The sequence below is a fragment of the Streptomyces panacea genome, assembly GCF_040560175.1.
Lineage (GTDB): Bacteria > Actinomycetota > Actinomycetes > Streptomycetales > Streptomycetaceae > Streptomyces > Streptomyces panacea.
Window position 1 is genome coordinate 1 of record NZ_JARJHW010000220.1, and the last position, 11,379, is coordinate 11,379.

8 protein-coding genes and 3 pseudogenes are annotated in these 11,379 nt (G+C 70.9%); 5 read left to right on the forward strand and 6 right to left on the reverse strand.

Annotated elements, in window-relative coordinates; translation table 11 throughout:
- Positions 1–94: 94 nt before the first annotated feature.
- Together P3L51_RS36065 and P3L51_RS36070 are read left to right on the forward strand one after the other, a co-directional pair.
- Positions 95–208 (forward strand): annotated as a pseudogene (locus tag P3L51_RS36065) (transposase); the annotation flags it as partial.
- Between the two features lie 53 nt (positions 209–261).
- Positions 262–351: pseudogene (locus P3L51_RS36070) on the forward strand (IS5/IS1182 family transposase); the annotation flags it as partial.
- 130 nt (positions 352–481) lie between these two features.
- On the opposite strand, the gene P3L51_RS31925 reads toward P3L51_RS36070, so the two are convergent.
- The gene (locus P3L51_RS31925; protein WP_354608820.1) at positions 482–1,429 is read right to left on the reverse strand and encodes a lytic polysaccharide monooxygenase auxiliary activity family 9 protein; all 948 of its coding nucleotides are present in this window, start codon (positions 1,427–1,429) and stop codon (positions 482–484) included.
- A gap of 353 nt (positions 1,430–1,782) precedes the next feature.
- Here P3L51_RS31925 and P3L51_RS31930 point away from each other — a divergent pair, with 353 nt between their 5' ends.
- Both P3L51_RS31930 and P3L51_RS31935 read left to right on the forward strand, forming a co-directional pair.
- A complete protein-coding gene (locus tag P3L51_RS31930) occupies positions 1,783–3,174 on the forward strand; it encodes a glycoside hydrolase family 6 protein (protein WP_354608821.1) in 1,392 nt (463 codons plus the stop codon).
- Between the two features lie 216 nt (positions 3,175–3,390).
- Positions 3,391–3,552 (forward strand): annotated as a pseudogene (locus P3L51_RS31935) (N-acetyltransferase); the annotation flags it as partial.
- Between the two features lie 150 nt (positions 3,553–3,702).
- Here the strand turns inward: P3L51_RS31935 and P3L51_RS31940 are convergent.
- The 4 genes from P3L51_RS31940 to aspS all read right to left on the reverse strand — a co-directional run bounded on the left by P3L51_RS31940 (position 3,703) and on the right by aspS (position 7,854).
- Positions 3,703–4,524, reverse strand: a complete 822-nt coding sequence (locus P3L51_RS31940; RefSeq protein ID WP_354608822.1) for a L,D-transpeptidase family protein — start codon at positions 4,522–4,524, stop codon at positions 3,703–3,705.
- Between the two features lie 10 nt (positions 4,525–4,534).
- Positions 4,535–5,338 carry a hypothetical protein gene (locus P3L51_RS31945; protein ID WP_354608823.1) on the reverse strand — a complete coding sequence of 268 codons (804 nt, stop codon included), beginning with the start codon at positions 5,336–5,338 and terminating at the stop codon, positions 4,535–4,537.
- Positions 5,322–5,954, reverse strand: a complete 633-nt coding sequence (locus P3L51_RS31950; RefSeq protein ID WP_354608824.1) for a SigE family RNA polymerase sigma factor — start codon at positions 5,952–5,954, stop codon at positions 5,322–5,324. The genes P3L51_RS31945 and P3L51_RS31950 overlap by 17 nt, the downstream gene beginning before the upstream one ends.
- 136 nt (positions 5,955–6,090) lie before the next feature.
- Entirely contained in the window at positions 6,091–7,854 is a 1,764-nt protein-coding gene (gene aspS / locus P3L51_RS31955) for an aspartate--tRNA ligase (protein WP_354608825.1), read from the reverse strand.
- A gap of 246 nt (positions 7,855–8,100) precedes the next feature.
- On the opposite strand from aspS, the gene P3L51_RS31960 reads away from it, so the two are divergent.
- The gene (locus P3L51_RS31960) at positions 8,101–10,236 is read left to right on the forward strand and encodes an ATP-binding SpoIIE family protein phosphatase (protein ID WP_354608826.1); all 2,136 of its coding nucleotides are present in this window, start codon (positions 8,101–8,103) and stop codon (positions 10,234–10,236) included.
- Positions 10,237–10,261: 25 nt separating this feature from the next.
- Here P3L51_RS31960 and P3L51_RS31965 read toward each other — a convergent pair whose 3' ends face one another.
- Positions 10,262–11,353, reverse strand: a complete 1,092-nt coding sequence (locus P3L51_RS31965) for an AI-2E family transporter (protein WP_354608827.1) — start codon at positions 11,351–11,353, stop codon at positions 10,262–10,264.
- Between the last annotated feature and the right edge of the window lie 26 nt (positions 11,354–11,379).

The window sequence follows — 11,379 nt, forward strand, 5'->3', positions numbered from 1 at the left end:
TCGAGGACGAACCGGCCACCGGGCGGCTCCGGGCAGCGGACCCGGGTCGGCCCTAAGGCCGTTTCTTTCGGATCATCTGATCGTTGGTTGATGTGTGTCGTTGACTGACACCCAGTGGGCGCGGATTGAGCCACTGTTGCCGGATCGGACTCCTCGGCGGGGTGGGCGGTGGCGTGATCATCGGCAGGTGATCGACCCGATCGTCTGGAAGTACCGGACCGGTTCGCCCTGGATGGACATGCCCGCCGAGTTCGGGCCCCGGCCGACGAGCCGACCGACCATGCCATCGGGCGTTCCTGCGGCGGGCTGACCACGAAGATCCACCTCGCGTCCGACGGCAACTGCCGCCCCTGGCCTTCGCTCTCACCACGACCTGCCGGTGACGGCCCCGGACAAACAGATGATGCTGCGGCAGTGCGGTGCGACGTGAACGACGTGAACGGTGAGAGGACCCCGGCGGCGGCGCCGGGGTCCTCGGCCGTCAGCCGTGCTGCCTGGCCCGGCGGCTCCGGTTGAAGACCATCGCGCCACTGGCGAAGACGACTGCCCCCAAGCCCGCCACTACCGCTGGCACTGCGACGGCCGACTCGTTGCTGGCGGCTGCCAGCTTCTCACCGGCCGCGGCGTGTTCGGTGTGTCCGGCGGCGTGGATCGGGTCGGCCTTGGTGTTCTCGACGTCCGCCCCGAGCGCCTCGACCTCGGCGGCCGACCGCTCGCCGCCCGCCAGACCGGTGACCTGACCGCTGCCGCCGTCGAAGACGACGTCGGAGCAGGAGAAGAAGTTCTCCTGGCTGTCGGAGCGGATCCACTGGACGAAGAGCATGTGCTGACCGCTCCGTTGCGGTAACTGTTGGTTCCAGTAGTAGTGGCCTTCGTTCGTGCCCACACCACCGTTCTGCGGCGGGTTGGTCACCGTCTGAAGGTGCTCCAGGTCGCCCCACGCGAGGGCCTTGGCCGGGCTCCACCCGCTCTTGGTGAGGTACACCTCGAACTTGCCCGGATGGGCGGCCCAGTTGCTGTACTTGAGCTGGATGTTCGCACCCGAGGTCAGGTGCGTCTTCGGCCAGTCGGTGCGGACCGCGTTGTACGCTGAGAAGTTGTACGGGCTGCGGTCGCCCGCACTGCACAGCTTCCCGTCCGGGACGTAACCCGCGCCCCTGCCACCGGCGTTGGAGTCCAGAACGGCGAACCAGTTGTACAGCGGGGTGGTACCGGTCTGGCGGACCGCGGCGGCGCAGGCGGGGTTGGACGGCATCTGGGTCGAGCTGTTCTGGAGCAGGTCCTTGTAGCACAGGCTGGTCCGCGAGCCGGGCATGATGCTGACGCCGTGCGCCGATGCCGGGGACGGCACGGACAGCACCGCGGCGACAACGCCCGCGGCCCCGGCTAGGGCCAGCGTGCGCCGGGCACGGACCGAGTTGATGGCCATGAGTGGTCTCCTTCGTGAAGGTTCTCTTTCGAGCACCGACCGATCGGCCGGGACCTGTCGCGGGCGTCGCCCCATGCTGCGGGAGCCGACCGTTCGGGCCCGGCGATCGACCTGACAGAGGGTCTGGCGTGGATGGTGGGGGGTTGACGGGGCTATGGGAGCGCTCCCATCTGCAACGTAGCGCGTGGGGGTGGAGTAGTAAATGGCCTCGTCGCGTCCAAGCATTGACAGGTCTCGGTCAAGGCTTGACGATGGGAGCGCTCCCATTGTTAAGAACGTGCAACTGAACCGGGCAAATCACACGTCTTCCCCCTTAGGGGTGAAGACCCAAATCCTCCGGAGGTAGTTCGCACATGACACCCCCCACCCCCTCAGTCGCCTTACCCCAACGACGAGTCCGCCGCGGCCTGGTCGCTCTCACCGCCGGCGCGATGCTGCTCACCGGCGGCGCGGTCACCCAGCTCACCACCACCCCCGCCTCCGCGTCCGCAAAGGCCGCCGCCCGCGTGGACAACCCGTACGCGGGTGCCAAGGTGTACGTGAACCCGCTGTGGTCCGCGAAGGCCGCGGCCGAGTCCGGCGGCAGCAGGATCTCCAACCAGCCGACCGCCGTGTGGCTCGACCGCATCGCCGCGATCAAGGGTGTGGCCGGCGGAATGGGCCTGGAGGCCCACCTCAACAGGGCCGTCAGCCAGGGCGCGCAGACGATCCAGCTGGTCATCTACAACTTGCCCGGCCGTGACTGTTCCGCCCTCGCCTCGAACGGCGAGCTCGGCCAGACGGATCTCCCCCGGTACAAGAACGAGTACATCGACCCGATCGCGGCGATCCTGGCCAAGCCGGCCTACGCCAACCTGCGCATCGTGAACATCGTCGAGATCGACTCGCTGCCGAACCTGGTCACCAACGTCTCGCCCCGCCCGACCGCGGTCCCGAACTGCGACACGATGAAGGCGAACGGAAACTACGTCAAGGGTGTCGGCTACGCGCTGGCCAAGCTGGGCGCGATCCCGAACGCGTACAACTACATCGACGCGGGTCACCACGGCTGGATCGGCTGGGACGACAACTTCAACGCCTCCGCGAAGCAGATCGCCGAGGCCGCGAAGGCCGAGGGCAGCACACTGGCCAACGTGCACGGCTTCATCGCCAACACCGCGAACTACGGCGCCACCACGGAGCCGTTCTTCAAGATCGGCGACACCGCCAACGACGGTCCGATCCGCGAAAAGTCCAAGTGGATCGACTGGAACCGCTACGTGGACGAGCAGTCGTTCGCCCAGGCATTCCGCGCCGAGGCCCAGAAGGAAGGCTTCTCCCCGGACGTCGGCATGCTGATCGACACCTCCCGCAACGGCTGGGGCGGCGCGGCCCGGCCGACCGCCGCGGGCCCGAAGACCACCTCGGACACGTACGTCAACGGAGGCCGCACCGACCGCCGGATCCACCTCGGCAACTGGTGCAACCAGAAGGGCGCCGGTCTCGGCACACGGCCCCAGGCGGCCCCGGCACCCGGTATCGACGCGTACGTCTGGGTCAAGCCCCCGGGTGAGTCGGACGGCGCCAGCAAGGTGATCCCGAACGACGAGGGCAAGGGCTTCGACCGGATGTGCGACCCGACGTACACCGGTAACCCCCGCAACGGGAACAACCTGTCCGGCGCCCTGCCGGACGCGCCGCTCTCAGGCCACTGGTTCCCGGCCCAGTTCCAGGAGCTCATGAGGAACGCCTACCCGGCGCTCTGACCGACGCCCTGAGCAGTTGCGATATCCGTGTCGCGGCGTGACAGCGGGCGGGTGCGGGCCCGGTCTCCGATCTGGCCCGCCCCCTTCCCGGGCCGACGACCTCCCCGTCCCGGAGGCCGTACCAAATCAGTGGGGCGCCGGGCCGCGGGCCGTTAACGTGCCCGTACGGAACTGACCGTCACCACCCTCGCCGAACGTCCCGAACTCGTCGGTCCGATGTGGCGGATGCTCGACACCTGGCCCGCCTTCATGCTCCACGACCCGGTGGGCCGGGCGAACATCGGCCGGATCGTCGCCGAACTGCCCGAGTACGTCCTCGTCGGCACCGACGAGGAAGGGGCCGTCGTGGCCCGCGCCTTCAGCGTCCCCTTCCAACTCCACACCTACAACCACCACCGCAGCCACACCGCACTCGCAGGCCAGCCCCCGATCAGCCGCGTGAACAACCCTGCGGGTCAATACACCTAGGTCGTGTCTTCAAAGTCCCGCCTGGCCCGCGGGCGGACGGCGCTACTGTCAAGACACGACCTACCGCCCCAGCGCCGACACGTCCCCCATCACCACCTGGGGGACCTTCCCCGGGTCCAGCCACCGCAGCAGCTCCTTCATCCTGCCCGGCGGCAGCGAGACACAGCCCTGCGTCGGACCGCCGTGGCCCACGTGGATCCAGATGCCGCCGCCCTTCTCCGCGCCCAGCGGGCGCGTCCAGTCCAGCGGGGTGGTGCCCGGCGCGCGGTTGTAGTTGATGGCCACCACGTGGTCGAACGACCCGGCCAGCTGCTCGCCCTCGAAGCCGACGCCGCTGAGCGTGAAGGCCGGGCCCTGGTCGTACGGGAGCTTCGTCCCCGGGTCGGACAGTCGGCCGCCCGCGTCCGTCAGGCCGAAGACACCGATCGGGCTGCGGAGATCGCCCTGCCGGTGGTCGTCGGTCCAGCCCTTCAGGGCGTTGCGCGCCGGCCACGGGTCGGAGACGGACCGCCAGCCCTCGACGGGGTCGCGCTCGTAGATGACCAGGGTGGCCCGGTTGGAGTCCGGGGCGTCGCCGGTGACCACGACGGCCTGGCGGCTGTCCTCGGGGATCTGCGAGCGGGTCTTCGGGCCGAGCGACGGGATCTCCCTCGGGCGTACGGTCTGCCCCTCGGTCCGGGAGTCCGGCACGGCCCGGCCCAGACCGCCGCGCGCGTCATCGCCCCCGTCACTTCCGTCACCGCTCCCGGCGCCGGTCGCGGCCTTGTCGTCCACCGACGGGACGGACGATCCTCCCCCGGACCCGAGCGCGCAGCCGCTGAGCAGCAGACCGGCGGCGAGCAGGAGGGCGGCCACTGCGTGCGGCCGTGCGAGGTGAGACATGTATGACCTTTCAGTTCGCATGGGCCGGCGGAGCCGTGCTGGGCTGGAGGCCCGCCCCGAACTCGGGGTAGTCCGCACCGGCGATCATGTCGCGTACGTCGTCGGGGATCGGGGAACCGGTGCCCGCCCCGGCGAGACAGACACTCACCTGGATGCCCGCGTCGGCGCCGGGCTCGGGACCGGGCAACAGGGCGCCGTACTCCTGGGTGCCCAGGAGCTTGTGGCAGATCGGTGAAGGCTCGTCCAGCGCGTACAGCGCGGGCGGGTCCTGCGTCTTCGTGTGGAGCCCGCCGAACTTCTTCAGGTCCAGCGAGACCAGTACGCCCCCGGGCCGCAGCTTGCGGAACGGGGCGCAGCCGCGGGGCTCCCTCGCGCAGGTCGAAGCGATGGTCGGCACCCGCTGGCCGACGACGAAGCCACGGGGCGGGACTCCGCCCGCCGGGTCGCCGGGCACGGCGAGTGCCTGCCAGCCCGACGGCAGCCGCAGGGTGAGATCGCCCAGGTCGGGGAAGCGGACGGCACGGCCGCCCGACGTGTCGGTCGCCGTGTCGGTCGGGGCCGGGCTCGCCGGCGGGGCGCCCTCGCCGGGGCCGCCGCGCAGGAAGCCGGGCAGGAGTGTGCCGACCACGACGAGACCGGTCACCGCCGCCGCCGCGGTCCCGGCGACACGGCGGCGCCGACGGCCACGGGCGGCCCGAGCCCGTACGCGACGCAGCCGCCCATCGGGAGCGGGCAGCCGGGGCACGGCGCGCTCCAGCAGGACCCGCAGCTCGTGCTCCTCGTGCTCCTCCTGCTCCTCATCTCCCCCGGACACCGCGCTCACCTCCCTCCTCCACCGGCACCGGCAGCGCGGCCCGCAGCGCGAGCAGCGCCTTCGCCGACTGGCTCTTGACCGTGCCGGGCGCGCAGCCGAGTGTCGCCGCCGTGTCCTCGACGCTCAGGTCCTCGAAGAAGCGCAGCACGACGACCGCGCGCTGCCTGACCGGCAGCGACCGCACCGCGGCGGCCAGCGACTGTTCCAGATCCACGCTCTCGTATGCGTCGAACGGGCCCGCCGCGTCCGGGACTTCGCCGTGCGGCACCTCGCCACGCCAGCGTCTGCGCCACCACGAGGCGTGCGTGTGGACCAGCGCCTTGCGTACGTACGCCTCCGGCCGCTCCCCCGAAATCCGGTGCCACTTGGGCCACACCTTGGCGAGAGTCGTCTGGAGCAGGTCCTCGGCGAGGTGCGCGTCGCCCGTCAACAGCCAGGCCACCCGCAGCAGTCGCGGTCCACGGGCGGCGACGAACGCCTCGAAGTCGCCGTCGCCGTCGGCATCCCGGTCGCCATCCCGGTCGCAACCGCGCTCGGGACCACGCTCGGCATCCCGGTCGGGACCGCGCTCGGGATCCCTGCCGCCCGGGTTCATCGTCTCGTCGCCCTCGCCCATCCGTTCGGTCTTCCACGACCGGTCAACGCGCCGGGATCGCCATCAGGTTGCCCCATGGCGGGAAGACGCCACGCAAAGGGCCCGGAACCGTACGGTTCCGGGCCCTTGAACAGTGGCGGCAGCGGCTACGCGGCGACTACTTCGCGACCGGCTTGCGGAGCTGGATGTTCAGCTCGCGCAGTCGGGTCTCGTCCAGCTCCGTGGGCGCGCCCATCATCAGGTCCTGCGCGTTGCCGTTGAGCGGGAAGGCGATCGTCTCGCGGATGTTGGGCTCGTCCGCGAGCAGCATCACGATGCGGTCGACGCCCGGCGCGATGCCGCCGTGCGGCGGGGCGCCGAGACGGAAGGCGCGCAGCATGCCCGCGAACTCGTGCTCGACGGTCTCGCGGTCGTAGCCCGCGATCTCGAACGCCTTGAGCATCAGCTCCGGCTCGTGGTTCCTGATCGCGCCCGACGACAGCTCGATGCCGTTGCAGACGATGTCGTACTGCCACGCCAGGATGTCCAGCGGGTCCTTCGTCTCCAGGTCCTCAAGACCGCCCTGGGGCATGGAGAACGGGTTGTGCGAGAAGTCGATCTTGCCGGTCTCCTCGTCCTTCTCGTACATCGGGAAGTCCACGATCCAGCAGAACCGGAACACGCCCTCCTCGAAGTGACCCGCCCGCTTGGCCGCCTCGACACGGACCGCGCTCATGATCTTCGAGACCTCGTCGAACTCGCCCGCGCCGAAGAAGATCGCGTGGCCGGGCACGAGCGACAGGCGCTCGGTGAGGACCTTGACGTTGTCCTCGGTGAGGAACTTGGCGATCGGACCCGCCAGCGCGCCGTCCTCGCCGACCCGCACCCAGGCCAGGCCCTTGGCGCCCTGTTCGACCGCGTAGTCGCCGAGGCCGTCGAAGAACTTCCGCGACTGGCCGGCCGTGTCCGGCACCGGGAGCGCGCGCACGTGCTTGCCCGCGAACGCCTTGAACTCCGAGCCCTCGAAGACGTCCGAGATGTCGACCAGTTCCAGCTTGGCCCGCAGGTCCGGCTTGTCGTTGCCGTACTTGAGCATCGACTCGCGGAACGGAATCCGCGGGAAGGGGGAGGTGACCTCGCGCCCTTCGCCGAACTCGGTGAACAGCTCCGTCATCAGCTTCTCGATCGGCCGGAAGACGTCCTCCTGCTCGACGAAGGACATCTCCACGTCGAGCTGGTAGAACTCGCCGGGCGAGCGGTCGGCGCGGGCGTCCTCGTCGCGGAAGCAGGGCGCGATCTGGAAGTAGCGGTCGAAGCCGGAGATCATCAGCAGCTGCTTGAACTGCTGCGGGGCCTGCGGCAGCGCGTAGAACCTGCCCGGGTTCAGCCGGGAGGGGACCACGAAGTCGCGGGCGCCCTCGGGGGACGTCGCCGTGAGGATCGGGGTCGCCATCTCGTTGAAGCCCAGCGCGGTCATCTTGTGCCGGATGGCGGAGATGACGGCCGTACGCAGCAGGATGTTGCGGTGCATGCGCTCGCGGCGCAGGTCGAGGAAGCGGTATTCGAGCCGCCGCTCCTCGTTGACGCCGTCCTCGGTGTTGATCGTGAACGGCAGCGGACCCGCGGCGCCCAGGATCTCGACCTCGGTGACCTCGATCTCGATCTCGCCGGTCGGCAGCTCCGGGTTCACGTTGTCCGCGCCACGGGCGGAGACCTTGCCGTCGATACGGACGACGGTCTCCTTGGTGAGCTTGGACAGCTCCTCGTTGGCGGGGGTGCCGGGGCGGGCGACGAGCTGGACGAGACCGTAGTGGTCGCGGAGATCGATGAAGAGGATGCCGCCCAGGTCTCGACGATTGTGCAGCCAGCCGCTCAGCCGGACGTCGGTGGAGACGTCAGAGGCGCGGAGCTCGCCGCAGGTGTGGGACCTGTACCGATGCATCGTCGTTCATCCAGTCTTAGCTTTTGGCGGGTGGGCCTGGCCGCACCAGGTTACCGGCAGGGCCAAGGCCCCTTCCCCCGCGTTTACGGGGTCCGCTTTCCGGGGCCCGCGCGGGGCCTGCCGGAGGGCCTGCCGGAGGCCTGCCGGCGCCGGTCCGGCGGCCGGTCCGTGCCCGCCCCGGCGCCCGGCCACCCGCACGCCTGCTTGACACCGCATTCACCGGCCGTACCGGTCTAAAGTGGTGCAATGCGCACCGAGGACGTACTGGCCGCGATCGCGACCGGTCTGTGGCGCTGGGACAACGCGGCCGGGATCGTCACCCTCGACGCGGAGGGGGCGCGGCTGCTCGGGCTGCCCGCCGAGCCCACGGTCCTCAGCGAGGCGGCCACTCGCGCGCGCCTGCACCCGGTCGACTGGAACGAGACCTACGGCATCGTGCGCCTCGCCGTCGCCGAGGGGACGCTCGCCGAGGCCCATGTGCGGGTCGTGGACGCGGAGGGGCGGGTGATCCGTACCATCAGGTCCCGCTCGAAGCCGCTGGTCACACACCGGGAGTACGGCGAGGACTACGAGCTGATCGGCACCCTCCAGGAGATCGTCGAACCGCAGCGGGGCGCGCTGACCGGCCGGAGCCCCGTCGCCGGCGACTGGCGGCGCTCACGCGAGGCGTTCCTGCTCGACGCGGGCCGCGCGCTCGCCGAGGCGCGCTCCACCGCCGAGGTGCTGCGGGTCGCGGCGTCGCTGTCGATGCCGGGCTTCTCCCCCGACGGGCTCGCCGTCTTCGGCGTCGACGGCGAGCGGCTGACGATCATCGGGCACCACGGGAACCCGGACGGCGCGGAGGGCCCCTTCACCGACATGTCCGTGAACACGGACTACCCGGCGGCCGAGGTCGTACGGACCGGCCGGGCCATCTATCTGGCGACGCCGAAGGAGTACCGCGACCGCTACCCCACCACCTGGTCGCTGGTGAAGGGCTTCGGCCGGCAGTCCTGGGCCTATGTGCCGCTGATCGTCGCCGGCCGCACGATGGGCGCCTGGATGGCCGCCTTCAAGAACCCGGTGACCTTCACTCCGGACGAGCGCTCCGTACTGACGACGGTCGCCAGGATGCTCGCGCAGGCACTGGCGCGCGCCGAGGTCACCGAGACGGAGCGCGAGCTGTCGCTGGGGCTCCAGCGCTCGATGATGCCGACGCTGGGGCCGGACATCCCGGGGATGACCGTCGCCGCGCGTTATGTGCCGACGGGCGGCGGGCTCCAGGTGGGCGGCGACTGGTACGACATCATCCCGCTGCCCGGCGGCGGCAAGGTGGCGCTGGTCATCGGGGACGTCCAGGGGCACGACGTACGGGCGGCCGGGCTGATGGGACAGCTGCGGATCGCCCTGCGCGCGTACGCCGCCGAGGGGCACCGGCCCGACGCCGTGCTGTCCCGCGCCTCGCGCTTCCTGCACGGCATGTACGAGTTCTCGACCGCCCAGGGACCCACGCACCCCGACCAGAGCGACGCGGGCGAGGACTCCGAGTACACGGTGCCGCGCTTCGCGACCTGCCTGTACATGGAGGTCGACCCGGAGTCCGGCACGCTCGACATCGCACGGGCCGGGCACCCTGATCCGGTGATCCGCTCGGCGGACGGCACGGCGCTCATCCGGCAGACGGCGGGCGGGCTGCCGCTGGGCATCGAGGCGGACTCGAACTATCCGACGACCCGGGTGACCCTGGAGCCGGGCGACACCCTGATGCTCTGCACCGACGGGCTGATCGAGACCGGCGGCCACGACATGCTCAGCGGCTGGACGCGGCTGCGGCCCGTGCTGGAGGAGACCACGGAGGTGTCGCTGGAGAAGCTCGCCGACGCGCTGATCGGGGCGGTCCACGGCCCGGGCTCGCACTACACGACGGGCCCGCTCGCCGACCGCCGCGAGGACGACATCGCGCTGCTGCTCCTCTCGCGGGACAGCTCACCCGCACGGCGGCCGCCGCGCCGTACGGTCCTGACGATCGCCCAGGCCGAACCCGAGCAGGTCTCGGACGCGCGGCAGCAGTTGAAGGACCTGCTGCACGACTGGGCGGACGAGGAGCAGGTCGACTCGGCGGTGCTGATGCTCTCGGAGATGGCCACGAACGTGCTCGTCCACACGGACGGCGACGCGGTGCTGATCGCGGAGGCGGCGGGGGAGCGGGGCAGGCGCCGGCTACGGGTGGAGGTCGCGGACGCGAGCGACGAGATGCCGCACAGGCGACGGCCGGGGGAGCTGGCGTCGAGCGGGCGGGGGCTGGTGCTGATGGAGATGCTGGCGGACGCGTGGGGGGTGGATCCGCGGGGGGAGGGGAAGTCGATCTGGTTCGAGATCTACGAGAAGGGCGCGGCGGGCTGATACGGGGCCGTGCCCGGCGCCCGGGTCACGGCTTCCCGGCCTCCGGCCCCGGCTCCGGGGCCCCCGCCTCGTACCGCTCCCGGATCTCCGCGATCACCCCGAACGCCGCCGCCGTCAGCGGCACCGCCAGCAGCATCCCCAGGATCCCCGCCACGCTCGCCCCCGCCGTGATCGCCAGCATGACGACCGCCGGATGCATCTGGACCGTACGGCTCTGGATCATCGGCTGGAGTACGTGTCCTTCGAGCACCTGCACGGCGAGTACGACCCCGAGCGCCCAGAGCGCGATCACCACTCCCCGGTCGGCGAGCGCGACGAGCACGGCGACGGTGCCGGACAGGAACGCGCCGAGGTACGGGATGTACGCCGCCACGAACACCAGCGCCCCGAGCCCGACGGCGCCCGGCACGCGCAGGACGAGCAGGCCGACGGTGATGCAGATCGCGTCGATGAGCGCGATGAAGGTCGTCCCCCGCATGAAACCCTCGACCGCCCCGAACGCGCGCCGCGCCATCGCCTCGACGATGTCGCCGGTGCGGGGCGGGGCGACGGAGCGCAGCGCGCCGGCGACCCGGTCGGAGTCCTTGAGGAAGAAGAAGATCAGCAGCAGCGCGAGAACGGCGGTGGCGATCAGCTCGCCGACGACGCTGAGCCCGGTGATCACACCGGAGGCGGCGGTGCCGCCGAACTTGTTGAGCAAGCTCTTCGCGTTCGTCGCGACATCGTCCAGCGACGTCCCCGCGGCCCCGAGGTGCTTGCTGAGATCCCGCCCGGCCTGCTTGAGCGAGTCGACGATCTGGTCGCCGGTCTCGATGAGCGCGCTGACGACGATGTATCCGGCGCCGCCGACGACCGCGACCACGGCCAGGCAGGTCAGCCCGGCGGCGAGGGACTTCGGCATCCTTATGACGACGAGTCGCCGGTGGAGCGGGCCGAGCAGCGCGGTCCCGAGGATGGCGAGCAGGACGGGGGTGACGGCGGTCTTGAAGGTGACGACGATCCACACGCCGACGGCGACGACCCCGGCGACGAGCAGCAGGACGGCACACCAGGCACCCACCCGCCAGACCTCAGGGGGCAGCACGCCGGGCGTGCCGCTCCCGCGCGAGTTCTCCATCCGCCCACCCGACCACGGCGCTCGCG

Bases quoted from the DNA above. Each gene is read 5' to 3' on its own strand.
- P3L51_RS31925 (WP_354608820.1), bottom strand. From the start codon at position 1,429: ATGGCCATCAACTCGGTCCGTGCCCGGCGCACGCTGGCCCTAGCCGGG.
- P3L51_RS31930 (WP_354608821.1), top strand. From the start codon at position 1,783: ATGACACCCCCCACCCCCTCAGTCGCCTTACCCCAACGACGAGTCCGC.
- P3L51_RS31940 (WP_354608822.1), bottom strand. From the start codon at position 4,524: ATGTCTCACCTCGCACGGCCGCACGCAGTGGCCGCCCTCCTGCTCGCC.
- P3L51_RS31950 (WP_354608824.1), bottom strand. From the start codon at position 5,954: ATGGGCGAGGGCGACGAGACGATGAACCCGGGCGGCAGGGATCCCGAG.
- aspS (WP_354608825.1), bottom strand. From the start codon at position 7,854: ATGCATCGGTACAGGTCCCACACCTGCGGCGAGCTCCGCGCCTCTGAC.
- P3L51_RS31960 (WP_354608826.1), top strand. From the start codon at position 8,101: ATGCGCACCGAGGACGTACTGGCCGCGATCGCGACCGGTCTGTGGCGC.
- P3L51_RS31965 (WP_354608827.1), bottom strand. From the start codon at position 11,353: ATGGAGAACTCGCGCGGGAGCGGCACGCCCGGCGTGCTGCCCCCTGAG.